This is a genomic window from Devosia sp. RR2S18 (genome assembly GCF_030177755.1).
Lineage (GTDB): Bacteria > Pseudomonadota > Alphaproteobacteria > Rhizobiales > Devosiaceae > Devosia > Devosia rhizosphaerae.
On record NZ_CP126539.1, the window covers coordinates 1,098,855 to 1,124,484 of the forward strand.

The window sequence follows — 25,630 nt, forward strand, 5'->3', positions numbered from 1 at the left end:
TAGTGCGACAGACTTGGCGGTGGTTCGGCCCACATGACCTGACCAGCATCGATGACATCACGCAAGTTGGGGCACAGGGTGTGGTCAGCGCCCTTCACCACATTGCCAATGGCGTCGTCTGGTCTCCCGAGGAGATCGCCAAACGGCACCAGGAGATCCAGACGCGCAAGGACGGTTCACCCTCCGGTCTTACCTGGGATGTGGTGGAAAGCCTGCCGGTCAGCGAGGACATCAAGAAGCAGAAGAACGACTGGCGCCAGCATATCGAGAACTACAAAGTCTCGATGAAGAACCTCGCCGACAGCGGTATGGAGGTTATCTGCTACAACTTCATGCCGGTGCTGGACTGGACGCGGACGGATCTGCGCTGGACAGTGGGCAACGGCGCCTCCTGCATGCGCTTCGATATTGCGGACTTCGCAGCCTTCGACATCCACGTACTGGAGCGACCTGGCGCTGGCGCCGACTATACCAATGCCATCGCAGATGCCGCTGCCGAGCGGTTTGCAGGTATGGACGATGCTACTAAGAAGCAACTGGCCCGGAACGTAACCATGGGCCTGCCGGGATCGACCGAGTCCATGACCCTTGAAGATGTTCGCGCCCATCTCGCGGAGTATGGCGCAATCAGCCGCGAGCGGCTGCGGGCGAACTTTGTCGATTTTCTCGAGGCGGTGATGCCGACCGCTGAGGATCTCGGCCTGCGGCTTTGCTGCCATCCCGATGATCCGCCGTTCGCTCTTCTGGGATTGCCCCGCGTGATGTCCACGGAGGAGGACTATCGGTATATTCTGGGCGCAGTCGATAGCCCAGCCAACGGCATGACGCTGTGCTCAGGTTCCCTTGGCGCGCGGCCGGACAATGATTTGCCTGGCATGATGGAGCGGCTGGGAGATCGAGTGCATTTCCTACACTTGCGCAATGTGAAGCGCGATACGGCCGACGTAGTGGGCTCCTTCTATGAGAGCGAGCATCTCGGCGGTGATGTGGACATGGTGAAGCTGATCGCCGCCATTGTGCGCGAGGAGCGGCGGCGCCGCGACGCCGGTCGCGCCGACCACACGATCCCTATGCGTCCCGACCACGGGCAAGACATTCTCGATGATCTCAACCGGCGCTCGCAGCCAGGTTATCCAACCATCGGGCGCATGAAGGGCCTCGCCGAATTGCGCGGTGTGATGACAGCTTTTGAGCATGCCGAACTGGGTCTTGCGGCGCTAGCTCGATAGCTGGGGATTGGCTCCACCTTGAAGGCCGTATTTCACGACTTCTAAAAGAGTAGGGGGCAAGGGTGGCCGCTTCGCATACCAGCGCGAGGCGGCACCTTGAGACCTTTGGCGACATTCCGGCATATCGTAGGCCAACTGGTCGACAGCGGTCAAAAACGAGAGCACGCCACCTCGGAAACGACGGTGCAAGGCAATCCCGGTGCAGATTCCGGAGGGACGCGGCCCCGGCTGCTGATCGTGGATGACGACCGGCAGTTTCTGGAAATTGCCGAGCGGCTTTTTTCCGGAGAAGATTACCTGCCAATCTGCACGGATGCACCGCGATCCGCCATGCAGATTGCCCGGACGGTTCAGCCCGTGGCGATATTCCTCGATATCCTGATGCCCGACTTCGACGGGTGGGATGTTTTGGCAGCGCTTAAGGCGGATCCGGTGACAGCCGGCATTCCCGTGTTCATGACGTCCGTCCTTTCCGAACGCCGGAGGGCAATGGCTGCGGGTGCAGAGGGGATTGTCCTCAAACCGCTTGATCCCGCCAAAGTCAAAGCGGCTATGCTGGAGGCTCATGCAGCCCAGTGCTCCAGCATAGCTAGGGCAGTAAACGCCTAGGCGGCGTTGGAGCAGGTATCCGGATTAGTCTTCGAGAAGATAGGCTCCGGCCCTAGAGGGCAGAACTTCAGTTCCCACGATCTTGGCGATCCCAGTGCCGCGCTTCACGAACTTGGCCGTTGCCCGCGACAGGATGAATCCATCGGTTCCGGCAAGGATCGGGTGCCGTTCGATGAATGCTTGCGGACCATCCATGGCAATGAGATCGGCTACGGGTTGCCCCTTGGATACGCGCTCGCCTAGTTCAACGCGATAGGCGAGTAGCCCTGGGCGGTCGACGCGCAAGACTTCAGTAGCTTCAAGTGAGTTTGGCGCCGGAGCGGGTTTCGGCTTTGGTCGGGGGTCGGTAGCGATGAGGCCGCGTCCTACAAAAAAACCCACGAGAGCCGCGGCGTCTTCACGACCGAGCGTGTCGAAACTATCGGCACGCCCACGATATTCCAGCGTTGCGGTTTCGGGGCTCGGCGGCAGCGGACGGTCAGGATGGGCTTGCCTCACCTTGCGGAAAAGACTCGGCAAGACTTCATCGAACGAGCCACCCCCGCTGTCCTCGGCGGTCAGGGTTGCCGCTACGCCCATCCAGTCGGCGAGGTCCTGCAGCCCCGGCATAAGTTCGGGCGAGGTGAAGATGTGCTTGAGGCTCTCGTCGTCGCAATGAAGATCGAGCACGATGTCCGATACTGCTGCGGACCTGAGGACGAACAGCCTCAGTTCCTGCAGCGCAGAATTGGGCTGCTGGGCATCGATCCACTGCCCGATTGCAGCACGAATGGTGGCGAGGTTCGAGGTTACGTCATCTATCAACTGGTCGGCGATGCTCTCCGCCACAGCATCGTAAAGGTCCGGCCAGCGGCGGTTGTAGTTGATGCCGGTTTCGACGTCATAGCGGCCGATGTGGTGGCGCAGCGATCGGTTGGCCAGGCCAAGGGGATTGACTGATGGGAAGACCGTGAAGCGGGCGTTCGACTTCCCAGCCTCTTCGAAGTCGCGCAGCATTGGCAGGAGGTGGTGCAGGGCCATTGTCCCTGGCTGCTCGTCGGCGTGGAGCGCCGCCTGCATATGCACCTTTACCGGCGCGTCCTCTGGGCCGGCTGTGTACCAAAAGAGATCGGTCGAACTGCCTGGCGCATCACCGGCCAGCGTCTTGCTGTGGAGTTGGAAGGTCATTCAGATACTCAGCGAATCCATTTGGGTGCGTAGCGGAGGCGCGCCCGGCCTGGCATGTGCCGCGTCAGACGCTGGTACACCAAGCCAAAGACAAAGAAGACGAGGAGCGAGACGGCCAGGAAGTAGAGCGCGGCTACCGGGAAATGGAGGAAAGCGTTGAAATCGCGCTCGAAGAGCTCCTTGGCGGTCGCCATGAGATCGAGCTGGCGTCCAACCACGGGCAAGGCCAGGTAAACCACGGCCGTCGCGTGGAACAGGAAGACCACCTCATTGGTATAGGCCGGCCATGCAAGGCGGATGAGGTTTGGCCAGACAACGCGCCGGAATTGTTGCGCGCGAGACATGCCGTAAGCCCGCGCTGCCTCCACCTCGCCGCGCGGCACCGCCCGCAGTGCGCCATAGAAGATCTCAGCCGTGTATGCCGCCGTATTGAGAACGAGCACCAGCGGGCCCATGAAGAGGGGATGGAGCACGTAGGCCGAGAGGCCGAGCGGTCGCCACACTGTCAGGTTCAGCGATAGCGCCAGCGAATAGAACATGAAGAACTGAATGAAGAGCGGCGAGCCACGGAAGGCATAGACGTAGATGCGGCTGGGCGCCGAAATCAGCGGGTTCTTGGAGGCTTTGCCGAGCGCGAGGAAGATCGCGAGTACAAAGCCGATCGGGATCGAGGCCGCGGCGAAGTAGATGTTGAACACTACGGCCGGGGCGAAGATCGCCAGCTCCTGAAGAAAGCGCTCCATCACTGCGCCTCGCTCAGAATGCCACGTCCGGCTCGGCGGATGATGGCGTTGAAGGCCTTCTCGGAGAGGAGCGTGACGAGGATGTAGAAGACGAAAAGCACGAGATAATAGCGCCAACGCCAGTCGCCGTGCACGAGGCCAACCGTGGGCAGGAAGTTGGGTGCGCCTAAGCGGTCGGCCCAGAGCACGATGTCGGCAATCTGCAGCAGCGAGAGCAGGGATGTCGCCTTGACGACCAGCATCCACACATTGGAGAGCCCTGGAAGGGCATAGACCCACATCTGTCGGATATGAACGCGCCACAGCACCTGCGCGGCGCTCATGCCGTAAGCGCGTGCCGCCTCGAGTTGCCCGTGCGGTACGGCCCGCATCGCCCCGTGAATGACGTTGGTCGCGAAGGCTCCATAGACAAGGCCAAGCGATACCGAAGCCAGCATTAGATATTCGGTGGTGCCCAGCAGCCAATTCGCTTCCCGGCAAGGTGGCCAATTGGCAGTTTGCGCCGCCAGCGCCTCGGGCGAGCAGATCTGCGTTGCTGCCAGCCATTCGACTGCCTGCTCGAAGGCAAGAGGAAAGAACAGGAAGAACAGCACGTCGGGAACGCCGCGGACAATCGACGAATAGAAGGTGCCGACAAGCCGAAGGGGAAGGAACCGCGAGTTCTTGAGCGTTGCGCCGAGCAAGCCGAACACGACCGCCAGCACCCCGCCGACTACGGCGGCGAAGATGGTGAACTGAAAGCTTGCATACCAGGTAAGATGCTTACCATTGGTGATGTAGCCGAGCCAGAAGGTGAGGTCTTCGATCATTGAGCCGAACCGCAGGGGCGAGACGTCGGAGGAGGTGACACTCTACGGCGGTTCCTAGGTGCCCCGCCGATTGATCGCGAGGGCAATAAGCGCCGGTTGCGCAAAGCAACGCCCCCACCCGGTAAACGGGTGAGGGCAGGGATGGACTTACTCAGTGAAGTAGGGGCCGCGACCTTCGAACCACTTGGCGATGAGTTCATCGACTGTGCCATCGGCCTTGAGTGCGCTCAGCGCCTCATCAACGGTCGCCTTGAGCTCGGCATCTTCCTGGCGGAGGCCGGCACCCACGCCCTCGCCGATCATGACGTCTTCGCCAACGAATTCGAGCGAACCGCTGGACGCAGCAACGACCGGTTCCAGATAGGCACCATCAGCGAGGATGGTGTCCAGATTGCCGGCGGCAAGATCAGCCATCGCCTGGTCAGCAGTGGTGAAAGTCACAACCGTATTGTCGTCCCCCAGGTTCTCTTCCGCGTAAGCTGCCTGGATCGTGCCGCCCTGAACACCCACGCGGGCGCCGGAAAGAGAGGAGGGATCGACATTGGCACCACCCGCAGCGACATAGCGGGAAGGATCGGGCGGGAAGTAGTTCTGGGTGAAGTCGATGGTCTCACGACGCTCATCGGTGATCGACATGCCGGCCATGATCAGGTCGTAGTTGCCAGCCAAAAGGTTCGGAATAATGGAGTCCCAGTCGTTCAGGATCCACTCACATGTCAGGCCGGCGTGCTCGCATACGGCATTACCAAGCTCGATTTCATAGCCAGCGGGATTGCCGCTGTCGTCGAGGAAATTCCACGGCGCATAAGCGCCTTCGGTAGCGATGCGGACGGTCTCCTGCGCCTGTACGGCAGAACCGAGGGCCAGAACAGCCGCGGCGGTGAGTATGAGCTTCTTCATCTGTCGTCTCCTTGTTTGATGGTCTTGTTCTTTTAAGTGTGCGCCGGCCTAATGGTGAGCGCCGGCGTTCAGGAATTGCTTGAGGCGCTCCGATTTGGTGCTGTTGAAGACCGTTTCGGGTGTGCCTTCTTCCTCTACCAGTCCTTGATGGAGAAAGATGACCCGATCCGAGACCGAGCGGGCGAACTCCATGTCGTGCGTGACCAGCACCATGGTACGACCCTCGTCCGCCAATATCTTGATCACGCGGAGAACCTCGACCTCGAGTTCGGGATCCAGAGCCGAGGTTGGTTCATCGAACAACATCAGGCGCGGATTGATGCAAAGTGCACGCGCAATGGCCGCGCGCTGCTGCTGGCCACCCGAGAGCTGGCTGGGATAGCTGTCTGCTTTGTCCCGGATGCCAACCTTGCCCAGCATCTCGAGTGCTTCCTCCTCAACTTCAGCGCGATCACGTTTCTGAACGACAAGCGGCGCTTCCATCACGTTCTGCAGGATCGTCATATGAGCCCATAGATTGAAGCTCTGGAAGACCATGCCTAGCTCGGAGCGGATGCGTCGGATCTGGTTCTCGTCGGCGATTTGCCGGTGCGGCGTTGCCCCCCACAGCTTGATTTCTTCGCCATCGATCAAGACGCTGCCCCCATCGGGTACTTCCAGCATGTTGATACAGCGCAGCAAAGTGGATTTGCCGGAACCGGAGGATCCGATGAGAGAGATGACCTCGCCTTCGAACGCGCAGAAGGAAATGCCTTTTAGCACTTCCAGCGCGCCAAAAGACTTGTGGAGGTTGCGGATCTCCACAACCGGACGTTTCTCCGCAGCAGCGGCCGCTTGCGCCATACCATACTAGTCCGCCGCGGCGGACGCCTTCCTGACCGGTGATTGCCTTTTTATGAGGCTGGCAATCTTGACCGCTGCCTAGAAAAGCAAAAGCGGTCCAGATAGCAAGCGGAAATGCATGCTAGCGAGCCTTTGTGAGGTGCTGTATCGGCTGGTGCCACCTTCATCCCTCGGACCCGCCATGTTCTTTATCGCTTCAAAGATATTCTGGACACTGGTGCAGCCCTTGAGTCTAGTCTTCCTGCTCGGCCTGGCCGCGTGGGTCGCTGGGCTCCTCCGGCGTCAGGTGCTCGGTTTGATGCTCGGCGCTCTGGCTTTGATCGTCCTAGGTCTTAGCGCATTCACAACCCTCGGCTTCAACCTAATTGGTCCTTTGGAGCAGCGGTTCACTCGGCTCATTGAAATGCCCCGCAACGTCGAGACTATCGTCATGCTCGGTGGTGCCACAGCAGGACGGGTCAGTGCTGCTCGCAACGTGGCAGAACTTACCGAGGCCGGTGACCGTCTCGCCGAAACACTCCGGCTGGCACAACTCTTCCCAGAGGCGCAGATTGTGCTGAGTGGTGGTGTTGGCCTGCTTATCGCAGGTGGCGAGCCGGAGGCGGAGACCGCCCGCCGGTTTTTTACCGGCTTGGGGATAGCGGAGGATCGGCTGGTGCTTGAGGGGGCGTCGCGGAATACCGCAGAAAACGCCGCCCTTACTGCTGAACTGCTGGGGAGGGGAGCGGGCGAAACGGTGCTCGTTACTTCCGCATTCCACATGCCGCGATCGGTGGGGTTGTTCCGCAAGCAGGGACTGGATGTGATCGCCTGGCCAGTCGACTATCGCAGCGCCGGAACTGAGGGTGTCGGCTTCGACCTGGCCAATCCTGCGCTGAACATCACAACAACGGGCGTGGCGATCCGGGAATGGATTGGGCTCCTGGCCTATTACTGGACCGGCCGCATCGATGATCTAGTCCCATCTCAGGCGTCCAAATGATCCGCGGGCACCATGAGGCTGTAGGTGATTGCGTCAGCGCTTACGCTATAGCTGGCCTTGCCGCCAACCGACAGCGGCACGATCCGCTCCAACACAAGCGTGCCAAAGTGTGGCGTGGAGACGGTCTTCTCTTTGCCCGAGCTGGTTTCCTGCCAATCGATAACGATGTGGGCCAGCTGGTCGGGAAGACATATTGTTTGCGTTGCAATGCGGATGGTGCCTGCACGTCCTTCCGAAAGTGCCCCATGAAAGGCAGCATTGGCCGCAAGTTCATGAATGGCAAGACCAACGTGCAAGGCAGCGTTGGGTCCGAGTAGCGGATCCTCCCCGACAACTTGAATAGCCGCTTTTGCTGCGCCCACCCGAGAAAGCTGCGACTGGATCAAGGCGCGGAGCTTGGTGCCCCGCCAATCGTTTTCGGTCACCAAGTCCTGGGTGCTCGACAGGGCGTGCAAACGACCACGAAACTTGTCGAGAAAGTCCTGCACGCCACCGCTGTGATGTGCTGTCTGCATGGCGACGGACTGCACGATCGCCAGGAGGTTCTTTGAGCGGTGACTGACTTCGCGCAACAGCGAAGTGACAGCCGCCTCTCCAGCACGAACTTCGGTGACGTCCGAAATTATGATGGTTACGCCATCCTCGTCGGGATGAAAGCATGCGTCATAATGCCGAACACAGTCCTCTTCCATGAGCTTGAAGGAGAGTGACTGCTCGCTGCCGGTGGACAAGCACTTCGTTGCAGTCGCGGTGAACAGTTCGGTGAATTCGGGCGCGAGCCCCTCTTCCGCGGTGAGGCCTACCAGGTGTGAGAGAGCCAGGCCGGGCGGGATACCCTCTGCGAGGTCGAAACGATTGTCATGCCCCTGGTGCAGAACGGAAATGCCACGGCTGGTAAGTCCGGTGCTCAGGACCTTGAGTCTCATCTGCAACTGACGATCTGGAGCACTGGCCGACATTGTTGAATGCTCACACAAAGGCCGGGGCCGGAACAAAAGCGGCTTCGCGGAGGCGAAGCCTTGCGACAAGAGAAGCGGTACGAGGAAGCGCTATCTCGCCCGTCGGAAGAACCCGATAACGAGTGACATGACGAGAAAAGCCAGAAACAGGAAGAACATAAGCTGAGCCGCGCCTGCGGAAGCAAAGGCAACGTCGCCAAACCCGAGAACGCCGGCAATCATGGCAATGACAATGAAGACCAGAGCATAATAAAGCATCAAGCCGCACTCCGCTTACGTGGAATGACAACGGGATGTCAGAGTGGCGGTTCCTACAAGCAGCAAAAAAGGCCGGGGAAACCCCGGCCTTTTTCAAACGACGCCAAAGCGATGGCTATGCTGCCGCGCGTGAGCCTTCATCGAAGAATAGAGCTTGGCTGATAAGAGCCTTCACCATATCGGGGTTGAATGGCTTAGTGACAAGGAATGTGGGTTCGGGACGTTCACCGGTCAGCAGCCGCTCGGGGAATGCGGTGATGAAGATCACCGGCACCGAATGGGTGTTGAGAATGTCGTTGACTGCGTCGATGCCCGAGCTGCCGTCGGCGAGCTGAATGTCGGCGAGAATCATGCGCGGCTGTGTCTTGGCAAAGAGGCTGACTGCCTCCTTGTGGGTCCGAGCGACACTAACCACTTTGTGGCCGAGGCTCTCGACGAGCTGCTCGATATCCATAGCGATTAGGGGTTCATCTTCGATAATCATGATCTCGGTCGCTACCTGACGCGAGATCTCAATCGAAGCTTGATCGAGCAAGGACGCGAACTCCTGATCTGACACAGACAGGATCTCAGCGGCTTGGGCGTGCGTGAACCCCTCCACCGCAACCAGAAGGAAAGCCTGCCGTGGTCGTGCCGGCAAATTGGCGAGATTGCTTGCTGCGCGCTGTTCCCAAGCGAACGTCGAGACTGGTTCAGGTACGCTTACCGCAGACGACGAGAAGAGAGCTGAAAACAGCTTATAAAGCGCGATGCGATCTGTGCTGGCTTCGGGGAACAGCGAGATATCAGCGATGAGAGCTTCCAAGGTAGCGGCAACATAGGCGTCGCCGGAGGTCTGGGACCCGGTAACGGCCCGGGAAAACCGCCGCAGGTACGGCAGGTGCGGAGCGATCCGCGTGGACAATGTCATGTAGAAAACTCCCAGTGACGCTTTAAGCTCATGCTAACACGAAAGCTTGAAACGGACATGAAGCCAGAAAGTTCCTTGAGCTTGGAACTTTTTTGAAACTGGCGCATTGCTGGTCTCAAGTATGGGGCGGTGAAAATCGGCGGTCTAGATAAAAATATGATGAAGGACAAATTGGTGACCCAGCAACGTATGCGTACGCAGACGGGGCGGGCAGATGACGGCCTCGGTCCGAATTCGGACATCGGGGCTCGTCTGCGTGCGCTGTATGGCGCTGTTCAGGACGAAGGCGTACCCGGGCAGTTGCTTGATTTACTCGAGAAGCTCGATAGCGCCGAGAGCGCGCAGCAGAGCAAGAAATCCGCTCGCGATGGGGAGTGACGGCATGCAGGCCGAAACAACTTCGTTTAAGCGCGAAATGCTTGCGACCCTGCCCAGCTTGCGCGCGTTTGCCGTGTCGCTGACCGGTAAACACGACAAGGCGGACGACCTTGTTCAGGATACCGTCATGAAAGCCTGGGCCAAGCAGTCCAGCTTTGAGATGGGCACCAACATCAAGGCTTGGCTTTTCACCATCCTGCGCAATGAGTTCTATAGCCAGATGCGCAAGCGTGGCCGCGAAGTGCAGGACAGCGATGGCGCGTTCACCGAGCGGCTGTCTGTACATCCTGCCCAGTACGGCTCGATGGACATGCAGGACTTCAAAAAGGCCTTGTCGCAATTGCCCGATGATCAGCGCGAAGCTGTCATTCTCATTGGCGCGTCCGGCTTTTCCTATGAAGAGGCAGCTGAGATTTGCGATTGTGCTGTTGGTACGATGAAGAGCCGGGTGAGCCGGGCGCGCACTCGTTTACAAGACATCCTCAAGATTAGCGGAGAGGCGGACTACGGTCCTGATGCCGTTGCCGCGCAGGTGACCACGCACAATCACTCGTTCTGAGCTGCAAGAACCTGTTCTATGGCGGCCGACAGTTCGGCCTCCGATAGCGGCTTGACGAGAACGGGAAGGCCAGGAAGCTCTGGTACACCGTTCTGCAGGGCAATGTCGGCGGTGGTGATCACCACCGCCACTCCGCTGTTCCGTAGGTGTCGGGCGTACGTGCTTGCGCCATCTCGGTTCAGCCCCAGTTCAATGAGCGCAAGTCGAAAGCTGTTGCCATCGGCTGAGACCAATTTTGCCTCGTCGGCATTTCGGGCCAGCAGCGTCTGCTTGACGCCAAGCGACTCCAGCACACGCTGAAGATCAAGAGCAATGAGAAACTCGTCCTCGAGAATGAGGGCGGTATGGCCATGGAGCATGAAGGATTCCGCAGGTTGGGAAACCTTCATCAAGAAGAGTGCGGACCGCGTCATTTAACTTTGTTATAGACCACCGCAGGAAAGTGGCGTGGCGATGCCGATAAGAGTCGGTCAGCTAGATGGTGTGAATTGAACGTTGTGCTTCCCAAGCCGAGCAGTCGGGTGCCCTGTAACCGCTGCCCTCTTCATCTTATGCCGAGCTTCCGAGAATTTACGGGCGAAGAGCTGCGATTTGTCTCGAGCTTCAAGACCGGTGAGCGTGTAGCTCAGCCGGGGGAAACCCTAATGTCCGAGGGCGCGCATAGCGCCCACCTATACACAGTTCTCTCCGGCTGGGCCTTCCGATACAAAACCTTGGCCGACGGCCGACGGCAGATTCTGAACTACCTCCTGCCCGGCGACCTCGTAGGACTGCAGGCGGTTCTTTCTGGCGAGATGCAGCATTCGGTAGAGGCGCTGTCGCCTTTGGTGCTCTGCGTATTTCGGCGGGACCGACTGCCAGAGTTGTTCCAGAACTATCCCGGACTGAGCTTCGACGTGACTTGGTTGGCGGCTAGTGAAGAACGCATGCTCGATGAACACCTTCTAAGCCTCGGACGGCGGAGTGCGCTAACACGCGCAGCCTATCTGCTAGCCTTCCTCTATCACCGGGCTACGGCGGTTGGTTTAGCCGCGGGGCAAAACCTTCACATCCCCCTCACTCAGGTCCATGTTGCCGACACGCTAGGACTCTCGATCGTTCACACCAACAAGACTCTCCGTAAGCTGGCCGAACGCGGCCTAATCCGGTGGTTGGATCGGTCCTGTGAGGTGCGTGACCCGGAAGGCCTTATGCAACTGGCCGAATGGGATGGACCCGAGGAACGCCGCCGACCTTTGATATGATGGGCTGACGTTCGATAGAGGTTAAGCGTTGTGGTGGAAGACTCCAGTTCGGCGCGGCTGAGAAGGAACCGGGAGTTGCCGGGTTTGGTTTATTTGCTCACGCAGCCGGTCGCGACCGAGCCTGGGTGCAAAGGCATCTTTGGCTAGTTGTGAATGGCTAAGGGCACACCCGATCCAGAGCAATAGACCGAGGCAATCAGGAGATTCATGTGTACGTGATCGCCGTACTGAATCGTGACAGCGGAACGTTACGCACAATGGATCTCGAGGCGTTCTGCACCCAAACAAAGCGAGTCTTTAGAAAGCGGGGTCATTCAATCGATTGCCGCATCATTGGCGGGGCAGGCGTTGAGGCCGCACTGCGTGAGGCGGCCGCAACCCAGGGGGTGGATGCGATCATTGCGGCGGGGGGGGATGGTACGATTTCCACCGCAGCGACGATCGCTTTTGAGACCGGCGTTGCCTTGGGCGTTCTGCCCGCCGGCACTATGAATCTCTTCGCGCGCACATTGAAAATGCCCCTGACGTTGGATGAGGCGCTAGAGAGTCTAGCTGACGCATCTTTAGCCAAGGTAGACATCGCTACTGCGAATAACCGTCCCTTCGTTCATCAGTGCAGCGTCGGCATACATGCTCGACTGGTAAGCATACGCAACGGGATGAACTACCGTAGTCGGCTTGGCAAACTCTTCGCGAGCTCTCGCGCGGTGCTTGCAGCGGTGGCGAGCCCGCCGAACTTCGTGGTCGAGATTGTAACGGCTCGTAGGACACAGCCGCGTCGAGTCACCGGAGTATCGGTGTCCAACAATCCCTTGGGAGACGGGCACATCCCGCACGCGGACCGCTTGGACGGGGGAGTACTCGGCCTGTATCTGGCCGACCCGATCTCCTCGGCAGCACTCGCGCGGTTGATTGTGGATGTGTTCAGGGGAACGTGGCGGGGTAGCCCGGCAGTTCAGGAGCGGGAAACACCAGATCTCGTCCTACGTTTTCCCAGAAGCAAGCGAGGGGCTAAGGCCGTCATTGATGGTGAACTGATCCGGCTTGAACCTGAGATCAGGTTTCAAATTCACCCTGGCGCGCTTAACGTGCTGCTGCCCGTTGCCGACATGGAACGAACCTCGTGAATGTCGCAACGTTAGGAACTCAACAGCGTCGGCATGGGTTACCTGCCCTTGAGGATAGCAACAGCAGGATGATCCTGAGCTTTTTCGCGTCGCACCAGGATAGTAAGTGGTAGTTTTGGGGACACACCTTCCAGAGAGTGTTCGGGAGGTCCTGAATGATCCGGTGCGGCTGCGTGCGCTGGCTGCACTGGACGAGTTCGACGGGGCTCCCGACAGCGATTTCGACCGGCTTAGCCGGATGGCTGCGCATATTTTTGGCGCAGAGATCGCGCTTGTTTCCCTGGTTGGCGAACAGCGCCAGTGGGTGCGCTCAAGCTTCGGCACGACAGCTGCGGAGATTGGAGGTGAGTTCTCCTTTGCGGCACAGACCCTGACGGCCTCCAAGGCGCTGGTGGTTCTCGACGCGAGCCTTGACGAGCGCTTCAAGTCTCATCCTCAGGTTATAGGTTCCCCGAACATTCGCTTCTACGCGGGAGCTCCAATTGTGGTTGGCGGTGAGCGGCTCGGCAGCTTCTGTGTCATTAGTGCCCAGCCAAGAGCTGATGTGGATGACCAAGCCATCGAGCAACTTGGGGATATTGCTGCGCTGGCCTCGTCTCTTTTCTCGCTGAAGGATGAAGCCCGGGTGCGGGCCAGAACCGCAGCTGCATTGATGCGCGAAGAGTGGCGCCACGCGCTGACGCTTGAAGCGGGAAAAGTTGGTAGCTGGGTGTGGGACATCGGAACAGGCGAGGTGGCGTGCAACGACACATTTCGTCGGATGTACGATCTTCCCGAAACCGGCACTATTCGTCTCGAGCAGATACTAGACGCCACTCACGCGAGCGAGCGAGCTCGCGTGGAGGAGGCGCTGCAAGAGAGCCTGACGCACGGTACCGACTATAGCAGCGAGGCACGCGTTGCCACCTCTGCGCGGTGGCTCGCCATGCGTGGCCGTGTGTACCAGCGGGACGCTGAGGGGCGTCCCCTGGTGATGATGGGCGCCAGCATCGATACGACCGAAAGCAAGCAGAATGCCGAACAGATGCGCATGCTGCTCCGCGAACTCAACCATCGCGTCAAGAACACTTTGGCGATGATCCAGTCGGTCGCGCGTCAGACTATCAGGCAAAATCCCAATCCACGTGCATTTTTGGAGGCATTCACGGGCCGCCTGCGAACTATTTCGGAGGCTCACGTGCTGCTAGCGGACAGGGATTGGTCTGGTGTACAGCTCTATGAGGTGGTGGCTTCGCAGCTTGGCCCCAACTTCCTCACACGCCCGGACAGAGCGAAGGTGCAGGGAGAAGACGTGATGCTTCCGCCCGATCATGCGCTAGGGTTAGGCCTTATCCTCCACGAACTCACGACAAACGCGCACCGGCACGGTGCGTGGGCCAGTTCGATGGGCGTTGTAGAGATAGATTGGGAGATCGCGGAAACTCCCGAACGTGGGCTTAAACTGCACTGGCGGGAGAAGGGTGGTCCTGCCGTCAGCAAGCCCGAAGAATACGGCCTTGGCGCGCGTCTAATCGAGAGGAGCTTGGCCAAGGTGCTCGACAGCGAGGTGGAACTTAGCTTCGATCCAGACGGCGTGAGTGCCACAATCTGGCTGCCGCTGCCGAGTTAGCAGGAGAGGGCGGTCATGCGATCGCGTCGATAGCTTGGCGCTGGCGCAGCATCTCAAGGAAGATGCGGTAGTCGCGATCGAACTGGGGGCGTGCTGCCGGGTCGGGAGCCTGGGCCTCTCCCCCTTGCTGCATGGCGACGCAGGCCGCTTCGAGGCTCGGGTAAACGCCGGCGGCAGTGGCAGCGACCATCGCCATGCCGAGAAGGGTGGCATCCTCTGCTGCAGGCCGCACCACAGTGCAGCCGGTTGCATCGGCATAAAGCTCCATCAGCAGCGGGTTCTTGGTATGGCCTCCCGTAACGTGGAGTGTGTCGATGGCATAACCGCGGGTGTTAAGCGTTTCGAGAATATGGCGGACGCCCAGTGCGATGGCGACGCAGGTGCGCCAATAGAGCCGGCAGAGCGAGTCGAAGTCACTGTCTAGCGTAAGGCCGGAGATTACGCCTAGGGCAGAGGGATCGCCTAGAGGCGAGCGGTTGCCGTGAAAGTCGGGCAAGACGTGGAGGCGACTGGCGAGTGCAATGCCCTCGAACTGCCGCAACTGCGTGATCCGCTCGGCAACGGCCTGGTGGCGCTCAGACGTCGGCTCGCCACCGGCGCCGTGCCAGCAGATGATATGATCAAGCAGGGCGCCAGTTGCCGACTGGCCGCCTTCATTGAGCCAGACGCCCGGCAGCACGGCGCCGAAATATGGCCCCCAAACACCATTCGTCGGGCGCGCTTCGGCGGAGAGAGCCATCACGCAGCTTGAGGTGCCCGCTATCAGCGCAAGATGGCGGTCGATGGTCGTCACATCTGGCGTAAAGGCCCCCAGAACGCCCAGTGCGCCGGCATGGGCATCGATGAGCCCGACCCCGACGCGGCAGTTTTGGGTGAGGCCTAGTTCGTCTGCCGCCGCAAAGCTAAGGCAGCCTAAATCCTCACCAACCGGGCTGGCACGCTGGGGCAATGCGGCTTTCGCGAGGAGGTCTTCAAGGCCTATCGCCTCTAGAAAATCCTGGCGCCAGGCGGGAGTGGTGTGGGCGAGATAGGTCCATTTGCAAGTGAGCGTCGACTGTGAACGCGCCAGCGATCCGGTAGCCTTCCACGACAGGAAATCTGCCAAGTCAAACATCATGCCAGCGCGAGACCAGCTTTGTGGCAGATGGCGCTTGAGCCACATGAGCTTGGGCGCTTCCATCTCGGGCGACATGACGCCGCCGATGAAGTTCAGCACCTCATGGCCGGTTCTCGTGCACTCTTCGGCTTCGGCGAGGGCCCGATGGTCCAGCCAGACAATGGTATCCCAGCGGTCTTCCCCGCCTACGGAGACCGTGACGGGCTGTCCGCTTGCATCGCGAACCACAAGGGAACATGTCGCGTCGAAAGCAATGCCGACGACGGTGGAGGGTTCGACGCCCGCGGCAGCGAGAGCTGCCCGCACGGCGGTACAGACCGCCTGCCAGATCTGTTCGCTGTCATGCTCGGCGAAATTGGCGCTGGTCCGATTCATGGCGATGGGTGCCTCGGCCCGGCCGAGCAAAGCGCCTGCGGGGGTTAAAACGCCAGCCCGCGCGCTGCCAGTGCCGACATCCACTCCAACCAAGAGGTTTTGCGACAAGTCAGACCGCCCCCTGCTCCCCCAACGGGCGGACCGTAGCGGAAGGCGAGGAGGCGGGCTAGGGGGAGAACTGGGTCAAAGGTGGCCAGTGAGGTAAGTGTTGAGCGTCGCCGTAGTGCCGTTTTTCCAAAGGTGTTCAAGAGCTTGGCTGAAGGCGGTGGTGAAACCGGGATGTTGGGCGAGTTCGCCATAGATGTCGGTCATTTCCAGCCAAGCGGCAGGGTTTTCCTTGGCGCGGCGGGCTTGAGCGGTGAGGCGATCCCAGCTGGGATCGTTGGGTTCTATAGGCTTTCCGCTCTCGGTGGTGCCGTAGCAATAGCGGCACCAAAGTGCCGAAACGAGTGCCAAACCGGTAACGGACTGTTGCCCTTGAACACGGTCAAGTGCGGACGGAATGATGAATTTCGGTTGTCGATTGGAGCCATCGAGAGCGAGGCGCCGCGTGGTGTCGCCGATCTTGGGATTGGCGAACCGGCGCTGGCAGAGCGCAAAGTAGTCGTGGAGATCGGTATCCGGAACTGGAGGGACAACCGGGATGATCTCTTCGCGTTCGACCTTGGCGAGAAAGTCACTCACCATTGGGTCCGCCATCGCATCATGCACGAAATGGATATCAAGAAGTGCCGCCGGATAGGCGATGGTGGCATGGCCGCCATTGAGGATGCGGATCTTCATGTGCTCGTAGGGCGCAACATCGTCGACGAACTGCACGCCCACTTTTTCGAGGGCAGGGCGACCGGCGGGGAAGTTATCCTCGAGAACCCATTGCTTGAAGGCTTCGCAGAAGACCGGCCAATTGTCATCGATGCCGAACTGGTCGAGGAGGAGCTGGCGTTCGCGGTCGGAAGTCGCGGGGGTGATGCGGTCGACCATGCCGTTGGGGAAGGCGATAGCGGTGCGCACCCATTCGGCGAACGCGGGGTCGACAAGATCGGCTAGGCCGGCGACCGCGTTCTGGGTGACGTGGCCGTTGCCAGGAATGTTGTCGCAACTCATTACGGTGAAGGGCTGGACCCCTGCCTTGCGGCGGCGGATAAGGCCGGCGAGGATCAGGCCGAAGGCAGTTTTGGGCGCCTCCATGTGGGCGGCGTCATGAGCGATGTCGGGATGGGTGGGGTCGAAGCGCTGCGAGGCCGGGTCGATATAGTACCCGCCCTCGGTGATGGTCAGCGAAACGATGCGCGTGTCTGGATCGGCAAGATGAGCGATAACAGACGCACTGTCGCCGGGCTCAATATAGTCGATCATGGCGCCGGCGATGCGGGCGCTGGAGTGCTCCGCCTCCTGCTCGACCACGGTGGTCAGCCAATCCTGCTCCTCAAGCTTTTGCCGCATGGCCGCGTCGGCTTCGCGCACGCCCGCGCCGACAATGGCCCAATCATGGTCCACGCCGAGATTAAACAGGGCGTCGAGATAGACCGCCTGGTGAGCGCGATGAAAGTTGCCGACGCCGAAATGGACGATCCCGGGGGAAAGGTCGGTGCGGGTGTAGCGCGGGGCCGCGGCGGTCGCGATGGTGGGAAGGGTGGCGGTGGAAAGCTTGGTCATGGCGTTCTTAGTTCCGGAGCCGTTCCCGAGGGAAACAGGGGGTCCCGCGTACGCGGGAATGACGTGATGGATGGGCTGCAACCCTCATGAACATGGCTAGATCGCCTGGCCCGCTGCGTCGAAGCGATAGATCCGGGTCGGGTCGGGCGTGAGATAGACCGCGTCACCGTGTTTGAAGGTCTGATCGCCATCGGTCCGGATAGTCATCAGGTCATGCCCCTCGACATGGACGTGGAGGAAGGTGTCGGAGCCGAGCTGTTCGGCAACGCCGACCGTGCCCTTCCAAGTGCCGGGAGCGGGATCGCGCGCGAGAGTGAAATGCTCGGGGCGGACGCCGATGGAGTGGGCGTTGTGCTTGGCCGCTTCGGGCCCATCGAGGAAGTTCATCTTGGGCGAGCCAATGAACCCGGCGACGAAGCGGTTAGCGGGGCGCTTGTAGAGTTCGAGCGGCGAGCCGAACTGCTCGACATTGCCGGCATTGAGCACAACGATGCGGTCGGCCATGGTCATGGCCTCGACCTGGTCGTGAGTGACGTAGATCATGGTGGTCTTGAGCTGCTGATGCAGTTCGGTGATCTCAAGACGCATGTTGACGCGCAGAGCGGCGTCGAGATTGGACAGGGGCTCGTCGAAAAGGAAGGCCTTGGGCTCGCGCACGATGGCCCGGCCAATGGCGACGCGCTGGCGCTGACCACCGGACAGCGCTCTGGGACGACGGTCAAGATAGCTGGTGAGATTGAGGGTGCGGGCGGCATACTCAACCTTTTGGTCGATAACCTCCTTGGAGGTCTTGGCCATCTTGAGCGGGAACGCGATGTTGTCGCGCACGCTCATGTGGGGGTAGAGCGCGTAGGACTGAAACACCATGGCAAGGCCGCGCCGGGCGGGCGGGGCTTTGGTCATGTCCTGCCCGTCGAGCAGAATACGGCCCGAGCTCGTGTCCTCTAGGCCGGCGATAAGGCGCAGGAGGGTGGACTTGCCGCAGCCCGATGGCCCGACAAAGACGACGAATTCACCATCCTTGATGTCGAGCGAGATGTCCGGAATGACTTGGACGTCGCCGAAGGACTTGTTGACGTGTTCGAGCGTGATGGAGCCCATTCTAGTGTCCTTCCCTGGACGGCATTTGCGGCAGGAGGGTCTGTACGAACCCCCACCTGACCTCCCCCTGGGAGAGGGAGAGACGTATCGAGGCTGGCATGATGCCGATGAACCACTGCGCTGCGCCTCCCCTTCTGAGGGGGAGGTCGGGTGGGGGTAAGTGGCGCATCATTTCACCGCTCCGAAGGTAAGGCCGCGGACGAGCTGCTTCTGACTGAACCAGCCCAACAGGAGGATGGGCGCGATGGCGAGGAGCGAGGCAGCGGAGAGTTTCGCCAGAAACAGGCCTTGGGGTGACGAGAAGGAAGAGATGAACGCGGTGAGGGTGCCGGCGCGGCCTGAGGTCAACGTTATTGTCCAGAAAGCCTCGTTCCAGGCGAGGATGACGTTGAGCAGGACTGTGGAGGCGATGCCGGGCACGGCCATGGGGACCAGAACGTGGGTGATCTCGTTCCAGAGCTCGGCGCCATCCATGCGGGCCGCTTCGAGGATGTCGACCGGAATTTCCTTGAAATAGGTGTAGAGCATCCAGACGATGATCGGCAGGTTGATCAGCGTCATGATGATCGTCAGCCCGTGCACGGTATCGAGCAAGCGCAAGTCGCGGAAGATCAGGTAGATCGGGATGAGGACACCGACCGCTGGCATCATCTTGGTCGAAAGCATCCACATCAGCACGTCCTTGGTGCGCTTGGTGGGCGCGAACGCCATGGCCCAGGCGGCAGGAATGGCAATGATGAGACCAAGCAAGGTGGAGCCGAGGGACACGATGACCGAATTGGTGGCGTGCTTGACGTAGTCGGAGCGCTGCTGGACCGCGGCGAAGTTTTCGAGCGTGAAGGTCTCGGGAAAGAACGTCGGTCGGGTGGCGATAGCCTCGGCTTCGGTCTTAAACGCCGTGAGAATGGTCCAGAGGATGGGCGAGAACAGCAAGAGCGCGATGGCCCAGGCGAGGGCGGTATAGCCAATCTTGGTTGGGGTGGAGGCGCTGCGGGCCATTAGTGCGTCTCCGATATGTGTGGACGGAGGGATGCCCCGCTCCCGGCCGCCCCCACAAGGGAGGAGGTGCTGCACCGAGTGGGCGACGCCATTGTGCGTCCTACGCTGCGGACCAACTCAAGCATCGAGGTTCTTCCCCACGGCACGCATCAGGAAGATGGCGACGATATTGGCGAGGATGACGGCAACGACCCCGCCAGCGGAGCCGGCACCGATATCGTTGGAGAGAATGCCGGTGCGGAAGACGAGGAACGTCAAATTGGTCGAGGCGTAGCCGGGGCCGCCGCCAGTGGTAACGCGGATTTCGGCAAAGATCCCGAGCAGGAAGATGGTCTGGATCAGGATTACGATGGTGATCGCCCGGGCCATGTGCGGCATGATGATGTACCAGAACCGGTTGATCGCGTTGGCGCCATCCATCTCGGCGGCCTCGCGCTGCTCCTCGGAGAGCGACTGGAGAGCCGTCAGGAGAATCAGGGTTGCGAAGGGTAGCCACTGCCAGGCAACAATGACGATGATGGAAAGGAGCGGGTATTGGTTGAACCAATCAACCGGCTCGAGTCCGAAGAACTCCCAGAGGTGCGCCAGCATGCCGTAGCCGGGATGCATGAAGCCGTTCTTCCAGATCAGGGCGGCCACAGGCGGCATGACGAAGAAAGGCGAGATAACAAGGATGCGGAGGATGCCCTGGCCCCAGATCGGCTGATCGAGCAGCAGGGCGAGCAGGGTGCCCCCAATGATGGTGATGAGGAGCACACCGCCCACAAGGAGCAGCGTATTGATGAGCGCCTGCGTGAAGCTGGGATCGCCGATGACGTAGAGGTAGTTCCCCCAGCCGGCGAAGCCCGTCATCATCGGGTTGAGCAAATTGTAGTTCTGGAAAGAGAACCAGATGGTCATGGTAAGCGGCACAGCCATCCAGACCAGGAGCACCAGCACGGCCGGCGCCATCATGATCCTGGAGAGGGTGCGGGTTTGAGCGGTGGCCAATTGAAAGATCTCCTTTGTGGAGAGAACCCCCACCCAGTCTCCCCCTGGCCGGGGGAGGGGTGGCTCCACTCATGGGCAGCATACTGCCACAGGCAGGATCGGCTCCTCCCCCTCCCAGGGGGAGGATAGGTGGGGGTGCCGAAGCATCCCCACCCTACGGACTAGCTCTACTGGATGTAGCCGGCGCGGGTCATATCGCGGGTGGCGGCGTCCTGGGCCTGGGCCAGAGCGTCGTCAGCTGACATCTGCCCGGCAAGTGCCGCTGAGAAGAGCTGGCCAACATTGGTGGCAAGGCCTGCGAACTCGGGGATGGCCACGAATTGCACCCCGGTATAGGGCACCGGATCAACCGTTGGACTAGCCGGGTCGGCCGCATTGATGGAGTCCAGCGTCATTTGCGCGAATGGGGCTGCCGCCTGGTAGTCAGGGTTCTCGTAGAGCGAGGTGCGGGTGCCCGGAGGCACGTTCGCCCAGCCTTCCTGTTCAGCGACAAGCTCGAGATATTCCTTGCTGGTCGCCCATTTGATGAACTCGGCTGCCGCATCCTGCTGCTGGGAGCTATTGGGAATGGCGAGTGACCAAGCCCAAAGCCAGTTGCCGCGCTTGCCCAAACCGGTATCGGGGGCCAGGGCAAAGCCAACCTGGTCCGCGACGGTGGAGTCGTCGGGATTGGTGACGAAGGAGGCTGCAACCGTGGCGTCGATCCACATGCCGCACTTGCCCTGCTGGAACAGCGTCAGGTTTTCGTTGAAGCCGTTGGATGACGCCCCGGAGGGGCCTGCATCGGCCATCAGGGTGAGATAGGTATCGAGGGTCTCCTTCCACTCGGGACTATCGAACTGGGGCTGCCAGTTTTCGTCGAACCAGCGGGCCCCGAAGCTGTTGGCCATTGCTGTCAGGAACGCCATGTTCTCGCCCCAGCCAGCCTTGCCGCGCAGGCAGATGCCGTTGATGTCGTTGTCGCGGTCCGTCATGGCACGTGCGGCTTCGGCGATGAATTCCCAGGTGGGTGCATCGGGCATTTCCAGGCCCGCTTCCTCCATCAGGTCCTTGCGGTACATGATAAAGGAGCTCTCGCCATAGAAGGGCGCGGCATAGAGCTCGCCTTCATGCGAGAGACCGCTGCGGATGGCGGGCAGCAGATCATCAACGTCGTATTCGGGGTCCTCGGAGAGGGCGGTCAGCGGTGCCAGCCAACCTTGGGCGGCCCAGATCGGGGCCTCGTAGGTGCCGATGGTCATCACGTCGTACTGCCCACCATTGGTGGCAATATCGGTGGTGACATTCTGGCGAAGAGTGTTTTCCTCCAGCACGACCCAGTTGAGATCGATGCCGGTTGCTTCGGTGAACTGATCCGACAGCCCCTGCATGCGGATCATGTCGCCGTTGTTCACCGTGGCAATCGTGAGGGTCTGCGCAGAGGCGGAAGTGGCGAGCGCAAGGGTGAAGGCGCCCATGAGAATGGGTGTGAGTTTCATTGATGTCCTCCCTGGATCGGTGCGGGCATTTGTCCCGTCGATGGGCAAATACTCACTTATTGATCACCGATGTCAAGTGCCCTGAACGCCGTCGGCGGTGAGGTACGTTGCGCAAAAGAAGGAGGGTCAGGTGGCGAGCAAGCCTTCGGCGGTGCGCTCGTCGGTCATAATGCCGTTGACCAGACGCCTGCTGAGTGTGGCGCGAATGCCGGGCAGTTTGCGCTTGCCCATGGCAATTGCCACGACGAGGCCGCGTTCGCGCGATGGCAGAGGAGCCGAGGCGACACGGTCATTGGTCTGGCCTTCGATCAGCCGCCCATCATCGTCGAAGGCCCAACCGCAAATTTCGCCAACCGCGCCTGCCTTTTGCAGGGCCTTGAGCTCGGGAGCGGTGACGAAGCCATCCAGAAAGAGCGGGGCGTCGGGGCCGATATCGCCAACGCCGACAAAGGTGATGTCCGCTTGGGCGGCGAGCGACAGGGTTTCCTGAATCATGGGCTGGGCATGAAGCAGTTCGCGCTCGCGGGCCGAGGAGGCGATGACGGGCAGGGGCATGGGAAAGCTGCGGGCCTTGACCGTGTCGGCCATGTTGAAAATGACGTTGTAGAACGCCGCTGAGCCATCCGGCGCGATATTGCCGGTGAGCGAGACCACACGGTGATGCTGCGCGTCCATCGGCGCCAGCTGTTCGACCGCGGCCTTGAGCGTGCGGCCGGTGCCGATGGCCATGATGATGGGGTCGGGCCGCTTGAGCCAGCGCTCCATTTCTGCGGCAGCGGCTTGAGCGATGCCAATTGTGGTGGATTGGCTCGCAGGGTCGGACGGGACGACCTCCACGAAATCGAGGGCGAAGCGGAATTTGAGCCGCGTCGCCAAATCCATGCAGCGGCCGATGGGGTGGTCCAGCCGCACCTTGATGAGGCCTTCGGTGACCGACAACGAGACAAGGCGCTGCGCCGACTGGCGGGAAATGCCGAGCTGTGCGGCAATCTCTTCCTGGGTGTTGCCGGCGACATAGTAGAGCCAACCGGCGCGTGCGGCATCGTCCAGCCTGGTGCTGGAATTGTCGATTCTAGGCGCCATAGGTGCTTCCGATCATTTCGGAGGCAGATTATTCAAGCATGGGCGGCGAAGCTGCAAGGGGGCGACTGCCTTATCTCACGATTTGCTCGAGCGGGGTGGGCGCACCGAGAGCTGGCTCACGGCCGCGCGGATATCGCGCTCAGTGTCCTTGAGGTGCAGGCGCATGGCATCGGCGGCGGCGCGGCCACTGCCCGCCTTGATGCAGTCGAGGATCTGCTGGTGGGCCGCCAGCACGTCCTGGAGCGTGTGGCCGCGCTGTTCATGGCCACGGCGGCTGATGAAGAAACCCTCGCGGAGAGGCTGGGCCATGGCCTCGAAGAGATAGCCGAGGACGCGGTTGCCGCTGGCCAGCGCAATGGCCTCGTGAAAGCCGACGTCGAAGGTGTGGAACCGGAACTCCTGGTCCTCAGTCAGTTCGCCGTCGGCCTGGTCAAGGATTTCCGTCATGCCGTCGAGGGCGCTCTCGATGGCTGCGACGCCGGCCCGGGTGGCGCGCTTGGCGGCCAGTGTGGCGGACTGGACCTCCAGTGACAGACGTACCTCAACAAGGTCGTAGAGACCTTTGGGGTCGTAGCGCACAATGGAGGTGAGGAAATCGGTAAAGGCGGCGCCGTCGGGTTCGCGCACTAGGGCCTTGCGGCCGCGCGCGAGCTCGACGAGGCCGCGCCCAGCCAGAAGCTTCACTGCTTCCCGGATGGTGAGGCGGCTCACATCGTAACGCTCGGCCAGATGAGCCTCGCTGGGTAGGCTCGATCCGGGTGCCAATTCGTCCAGGATCATCTTGGCGAGATCCTCCGCCACCGCACCGGCAGCGGTAGGCTGCTCGGCGCGCGTTTCGCCATCCGAAATGCTCATCAGTCCTCCCGAGATATCTGATACCTCGTCCAATTGCCCGCGCCGCTTGATGGTCTTTCGGGCATTGCCTCTTCAGGGGCGTAAGTACGATAGCGGGAGCGCTGGAGCTGCGCAATCGCCCGCGACAGGCTGTTATCCTTAATGATGAGAGATGGGAGAAAGTGCCGAGAAGATGCTGCGCCCACTTTACAGCAGGTGTCTGACTATCTTAGGTTCCGCCCCGTGGGCTTGGGAGGGCCCCGGCGGCCGATGCCGTCCCGCAGGAGGATCTCATGCAGCACAGACTGGTCCAGCGCCCACGGGGTGCCGGTTCGGCTGATCCTGATGCCGGTTTCCGGGCGCAGCGCGCCTGTGAGCTCGTTCCAGGCGCTGCACGACACAACCTGCGACACTCTCCCCTGAAGACCAATCAAAGCTTCTGAACACGAAAGACAAAAGGGAGTCGAGACGTGACAATTATGAAGACGCTTGCCACCGTGCTGGCAGTCAGCACCGTTGCTATGACCGCATCGGCAACGGCATTTGCTCAGGACAAGGGCCTGATCGGTATCGCCATGCCGACGCAGTCTTCGCTGCGCTGGATCTCGGACGGCAACGAGCTCAAGGCCGCGCTGGAAGAAAAAGGCTACACCGTCGACCTGCAGTACGCAGAAGACGACATCCCGAACCAGCTTTCGCAGGTCGAGAACATGGTGACCAAGGGTGCTGAAGCCCTGGTGATCGCTTCTATTGACGGCACCACGCTGTCCGCCGTGCTGGACCAGGCTGCTGCCCAGGACATTCCGGTCATTGCCTATGACCGCCTGATCCGGGAAAGCGGGAACGTCAACTACTACACCACTTTCGACAATTTCCAGGTCGGCGTGCTGCAGGCAAACTCACTGGTGAAGGGTCTCGAAGAGCGCTTCCCCGACCAGAAGCCCTGGAATGTCGAGCTGTTCGGTGGTTCGCCGGACGACAACAACGCGTTCTTCTTCTATGACGGCGCCATGTCGGTCCTCCAGCCGCTGATCGACAGCGGCGACATCGTGGTCAAGTCCGGCCAGCAGGGCATGGACACTGTCGGTACCCTGCGTTGGGACGGTGCGGTCGCCCAGGCTCGCATGGACAACATCCTGTCGGCCAACTACTCGGATGGCAGCGTCGTCCACGGCGTGCTGGCCCCCTATGATGGTCTATCCCGCGGCATCATCTCGTCGCTCCGCGGCGTTGGCTACGGCTCGGGCGACCAGCAGTGGCCAGTGATCACCGGCCAGGACGCCGAGGCACCGTCCGTCAAGGCGATCATCGCCGGCGAGCAGTACTCGACCGTTTACAAGGACACTCGCGAACTGGCCCGCGTCACCGCTGACCTGGTCGACACCGTGGTCCAGGGCGGCGAGCCGGAAGGCCTCGACACCACCACCTATGACAATGGTGTCAAGGTCGTGCCGTCAATCCTGCTGACCCCGTACGAGGTCAATGCCGAGAACTACAAGGAACTGGTTATCGACTCCGGCTACCTGACCGAAGCCGAAATCCAGTAAACTGACGATCAAGGGCCCCGCGGCAACGTGGGGCCCATTTCCTGCGGGTGGGAGACGGCGAGATACTCGCAGCAGAGTGGCAAGTCGATGCACGTACCTCAAACCGCTTGCGCAAGTTTTTGCA

26 protein-coding genes are annotated in these 25,630 nt (G+C 60.7%); 9 read left to right on the forward strand and 17 right to left on the reverse strand.

The genetic code is table 11. The features are described from left to right. The first annotated feature begins 2 nt into the window (after window positions 1–2). Window positions 3–1,229 carry a mannonate dehydratase gene (gene uxuA, locus QOV41_RS05290; protein WP_284580007.1) on the forward strand — a complete coding sequence of 409 codons (1,227 nt, stop codon included), beginning with the start codon at window positions 3–5 and terminating at the stop codon, window positions 1,227–1,229. Between the two features lie 96 nt (window positions 1,230–1,325). Continuing rightward, a complete protein-coding gene (locus QOV41_RS05295; protein WP_284580009.1) occupies window positions 1,326–1,838 on the forward strand; it encodes a response regulator in 513 nt (170 codons plus the stop codon). Between the two features lie 24 nt (window positions 1,839–1,862). Here the strand turns inward: QOV41_RS05295 and QOV41_RS05300 are convergent, their stop codons facing one another. The 5 genes from QOV41_RS05300 to QOV41_RS05320 form a co-directional block, all read right to left on the reverse strand. Continuing rightward, on the reverse strand, window positions 1,863–3,005 hold the full coding sequence (locus tag QOV41_RS05300; RefSeq protein WP_284580010.1) for a succinylglutamate desuccinylase/aspartoacylase family protein: 1,143 nt from the start codon (window positions 3,003–3,005) through the stop codon (window positions 1,863–1,865). Between the two features lie 8 nt (window positions 3,006–3,013). Then, window positions 3,014–3,748 carry an ABC transporter permease gene (locus tag QOV41_RS05305; protein ID WP_284580011.1) on the reverse strand — a complete coding sequence of 245 codons (735 nt, stop codon included), beginning with the start codon at window positions 3,746–3,748 and terminating at the stop codon, window positions 3,014–3,016. Beyond that, window positions 3,748–4,557, reverse strand: a complete 810-nt coding sequence (locus tag QOV41_RS05310; protein WP_284580013.1) for an ABC transporter permease subunit — start codon at window positions 4,555–4,557, stop codon at window positions 3,748–3,750. The genes QOV41_RS05305 and QOV41_RS05310 overlap by 1 nt, the downstream gene beginning before the upstream one ends. Window positions 4,558–4,704: 147 nt before the next feature. Next, window positions 4,705–5,457: a transporter substrate-binding domain-containing protein gene (locus QOV41_RS05315; RefSeq protein WP_284580015.1), complete on the reverse strand. Its 753-nt coding sequence runs from the start codon at window positions 5,455–5,457 to the stop codon at window positions 4,705–4,707. A 48-nt stretch (window positions 5,458–5,505) separates the two neighbouring features. Further along, window positions 5,506–6,300 (reverse strand): ABC transporter ATP-binding protein, encoded by a 795-nt coding sequence (locus QOV41_RS05320; protein WP_284580016.1) that lies wholly within the window; start codon window positions 6,298–6,300, stop codon window positions 5,506–5,508. A 217-nt stretch (window positions 6,301–6,517) separates the two neighbouring features. Between QOV41_RS05320 and QOV41_RS05325 the strand changes: the two genes are divergently transcribed. Further along, on the forward strand, window positions 6,518–7,282 hold the full coding sequence (locus QOV41_RS05325; RefSeq protein WP_284581186.1) for a YdcF family protein: 765 nt from the start codon (window positions 6,518–6,520) through the stop codon (window positions 7,280–7,282). Here QOV41_RS05325 and QOV41_RS05330 read toward each other — a convergent pair. The 3 genes from QOV41_RS05330 to QOV41_RS05340 form a co-directional block, all read right to left on the reverse strand. Then, entirely contained in the window at window positions 7,267–8,208 is a 942-nt protein-coding gene (locus tag QOV41_RS05330) for a sensor histidine kinase (protein WP_284580017.1), read from the reverse strand. The genes QOV41_RS05325 and QOV41_RS05330 overlap by 16 nt on opposite strands. A 123-nt stretch (window positions 8,209–8,331) precedes the next feature. Beyond that, complete coding sequence (locus QOV41_RS05335) at window positions 8,332–8,499, reverse strand: DUF1328 domain-containing protein (RefSeq protein ID WP_284581188.1); 168 nt, start codon at window positions 8,497–8,499, stop codon at window positions 8,332–8,334. Window positions 8,500–8,614: 115 nt separating this feature from the next. Next, window positions 8,615–9,409: a response regulator gene (locus QOV41_RS05340; RefSeq protein WP_284580018.1), complete on the reverse strand. Its 795-nt coding sequence runs from the start codon at window positions 9,407–9,409 to the stop codon at window positions 8,615–8,617. A gap of 156 nt (window positions 9,410–9,565) precedes the next feature. Here QOV41_RS05340 and QOV41_RS05345 point away from each other — a divergent pair, with 156 nt between their 5' ends. Both QOV41_RS05345 and QOV41_RS05350 read left to right on the forward strand, forming a co-directional pair. After that, window positions 9,566–9,787 (forward strand): NepR family anti-sigma factor, encoded by a 222-nt coding sequence (locus QOV41_RS05345; RefSeq protein WP_415926746.1) that lies wholly within the window; start codon window positions 9,566–9,568, stop codon window positions 9,785–9,787. Window positions 9,788–9,791: 4 nt separating this feature from the next. Then, the gene (locus QOV41_RS05350; protein ID WP_284580020.1) at window positions 9,792–10,346 is read left to right on the forward strand and encodes an RNA polymerase sigma factor; all 555 of its coding nucleotides are present in this window, start codon (window positions 9,792–9,794) and stop codon (window positions 10,344–10,346) included. Here QOV41_RS05350 and QOV41_RS05355 read toward each other — a convergent pair. After that, window positions 10,334–10,705, reverse strand: coding sequence for a response regulator (locus QOV41_RS05355; RefSeq protein ID WP_284580022.1), 372 nt, complete (start codon window positions 10,703–10,705; stop codon window positions 10,334–10,336). The genes QOV41_RS05350 and QOV41_RS05355 overlap by 13 nt on opposite strands. Window positions 10,706–10,897: 192 nt before the next feature. Here QOV41_RS05355 and QOV41_RS05360 point away from each other — a divergent pair, with 192 nt between their 5' ends. From QOV41_RS05360 to QOV41_RS05370, 3 genes are all read left to right on the forward strand, one after another. Continuing rightward, window positions 10,898–11,590: a Crp/Fnr family transcriptional regulator gene (locus tag QOV41_RS05360; protein WP_284580024.1), complete on the forward strand. Its 693-nt coding sequence runs from the start codon at window positions 10,898–10,900 to the stop codon at window positions 11,588–11,590. Between the two features lie 209 nt (window positions 11,591–11,799). Beyond that, a complete protein-coding gene (locus tag QOV41_RS05365) occupies window positions 11,800–12,717 on the forward strand; it encodes a diacylglycerol/lipid kinase family protein (protein ID WP_284580026.1) in 918 nt (305 codons plus the stop codon). Window positions 12,718–12,823: 106 nt separating this feature from the next. Then, the gene (locus QOV41_RS05370) at window positions 12,824–14,326 is read left to right on the forward strand and encodes a sensor histidine kinase (protein ID WP_284580027.1); all 1,503 of its coding nucleotides are present in this window, start codon (window positions 12,824–12,826) and stop codon (window positions 14,324–14,326) included. A 13-nt stretch (window positions 14,327–14,339) separates the two neighbouring features. Here the strand turns inward: QOV41_RS05370 and QOV41_RS05375 are convergent, their stop codons facing one another. The 8 genes from QOV41_RS05375 to QOV41_RS05410 all read right to left on the reverse strand — a co-directional run bounded on the left by QOV41_RS05375 (window position 14,340) and on the right by QOV41_RS05410 (window position 23,980). Beyond that, complete coding sequence (locus QOV41_RS05375; protein ID WP_284580028.1) at window positions 14,340–15,926, reverse strand: FGGY-family carbohydrate kinase; 1,587 nt, start codon at window positions 15,924–15,926, stop codon at window positions 14,340–14,342. Window positions 15,927–16,001: 75 nt separating this feature from the next. Further along, window positions 16,002–17,474 carry a mannitol dehydrogenase family protein gene (locus tag QOV41_RS05380; protein WP_284580029.1) on the reverse strand — a complete coding sequence of 491 codons (1,473 nt, stop codon included), beginning with the start codon at window positions 17,472–17,474 and terminating at the stop codon, window positions 16,002–16,004. A gap of 96 nt (window positions 17,475–17,570) precedes the next feature. After that, entirely contained in the window at window positions 17,571–18,575 is a 1,005-nt protein-coding gene (locus QOV41_RS05385; protein WP_284580030.1) for an ABC transporter ATP-binding protein, read from the reverse strand. Between the two features lie 168 nt (window positions 18,576–18,743). Then, window positions 18,744–19,574 (reverse strand): carbohydrate ABC transporter permease, encoded by an 831-nt coding sequence (locus QOV41_RS05390; protein ID WP_284580031.1) that lies wholly within the window; start codon window positions 19,572–19,574, stop codon window positions 18,744–18,746. 117 nt (window positions 19,575–19,691) lie between these two features. Beyond that, a complete protein-coding gene (locus QOV41_RS05395) occupies window positions 19,692–20,564 on the reverse strand; it encodes a carbohydrate ABC transporter permease (RefSeq protein WP_284580033.1) in 873 nt (290 codons plus the stop codon). Window positions 20,565–20,731: 167 nt separating this feature from the next. Then, a complete protein-coding gene (locus QOV41_RS05400; RefSeq protein ID WP_284580034.1) occupies window positions 20,732–22,042 on the reverse strand; it encodes an ABC transporter substrate-binding protein in 1,311 nt (436 codons plus the stop codon). Window positions 22,043–22,168: 126 nt separating this feature from the next. After that, window positions 22,169–23,125, reverse strand: coding sequence for a sugar-binding transcriptional regulator (locus QOV41_RS05405; protein WP_284580035.1), 957 nt, complete (start codon window positions 23,123–23,125; stop codon window positions 22,169–22,171). Between the two features lie 75 nt (window positions 23,126–23,200). Then, a complete protein-coding gene (locus QOV41_RS05410) occupies window positions 23,201–23,980 on the reverse strand; it encodes a FadR/GntR family transcriptional regulator (RefSeq protein ID WP_284580037.1) in 780 nt (259 codons plus the stop codon). A gap of 449 nt (window positions 23,981–24,429) precedes the next feature. Between QOV41_RS05410 and chvE the strand changes: the two genes are divergently transcribed. Then, window positions 24,430–25,506 (forward strand): multiple monosaccharide ABC transporter substrate-binding protein, encoded by a 1,077-nt coding sequence (chvE, locus tag QOV41_RS05415; protein WP_284580039.1) that lies wholly within the window; start codon window positions 24,430–24,432, stop codon window positions 25,504–25,506. Window positions 25,507–25,630: the final 124 nt, after the last annotated feature.

Bases quoted from the DNA above. Each gene is read 5' to 3' on its own strand.
- QOV41_RS05300 (WP_284580010.1), bottom strand. From the start codon at position 3,005: ATGACCTTCCAACTCCACAGCAAGACGCTGGCCGGTGATGCGCCAGGC.
- QOV41_RS05305 (WP_284580011.1), bottom strand. From the start codon at position 3,748: ATGGAGCGCTTTCTTCAGGAGCTGGCGATCTTCGCCCCGGCCGTAGTG.
- QOV41_RS05310 (WP_284580013.1), bottom strand. From the start codon at position 4,557: ATGATCGAAGACCTCACCTTCTGGCTCGGCTACATCACCAATGGTAAG.
- QOV41_RS05315 (WP_284580015.1), bottom strand. From the start codon at position 5,457: ATGAAGAAGCTCATACTCACCGCCGCGGCTGTTCTGGCCCTCGGTTCT.
- QOV41_RS05320 (WP_284580016.1), bottom strand. From the start codon at position 6,300: ATGGCGCAAGCGGCCGCTGCTGCGGAGAAACGTCCGGTTGTGGAGATC.
- QOV41_RS05330 (WP_284580017.1), bottom strand. From the start codon at position 8,208: ATGAGACTCAAGGTCCTGAGCACCGGACTTACCAGCCGTGGCATTTCC.
- QOV41_RS05335 (WP_284581188.1), bottom strand. From the start codon at position 8,499: ATGCTTTATTATGCTCTGGTCTTCATTGTCATTGCCATGATTGCCGGC.
- QOV41_RS05340 (WP_284580018.1), bottom strand. From the start codon at position 9,409: ATGACATTGTCCACGCGGATCGCTCCGCACCTGCCGTACCTGCGGCGG.
- QOV41_RS05345 (WP_415926746.1), top strand. From the start codon at position 9,566: ATGATGAAGGACAAATTGGTGACCCAGCAACGTATGCGTACGCAGACG.
- QOV41_RS05350 (WP_284580020.1), top strand. From the start codon at position 9,792: ATGCAGGCCGAAACAACTTCGTTTAAGCGCGAAATGCTTGCGACCCTG.
- QOV41_RS05355 (WP_284580022.1), bottom strand. From the start codon at position 10,705: ATGCTCCATGGCCATACCGCCCTCATTCTCGAGGACGAGTTTCTCATT.
- QOV41_RS05360 (WP_284580024.1), top strand. From the start codon at position 10,898: ATGCCGAGCTTCCGAGAATTTACGGGCGAAGAGCTGCGATTTGTCTCG.
- QOV41_RS05380 (WP_284580029.1), bottom strand. From the start codon at position 17,474: ATGACCAAGCTTTCCACCGCCACCCTTCCCACCATCGCGACCGCCGCG.
- QOV41_RS05385 (WP_284580030.1), bottom strand. From the start codon at position 18,575: ATGGGCTCCATCACGCTCGAACACGTCAACAAGTCCTTCGGCGACGTC.
- QOV41_RS05390 (WP_284580031.1), bottom strand. From the start codon at position 19,574: ATGGCCCGCAGCGCCTCCACCCCAACCAAGATTGGCTATACCGCCCTC.
- QOV41_RS05400 (WP_284580034.1), bottom strand. From the start codon at position 22,042: ATGAAACTCACACCCATTCTCATGGGCGCCTTCACCCTTGCGCTCGCC.
- QOV41_RS05405 (WP_284580035.1), bottom strand. From the start codon at position 23,125: ATGGCGCCTAGAATCGACAATTCCAGCACCAGGCTGGACGATGCCGCA.
- QOV41_RS05410 (WP_284580037.1), bottom strand. From the start codon at position 23,980: ATGAGCATTTCGGATGGCGAAACGCGCGCCGAGCAGCCTACCGCTGCC.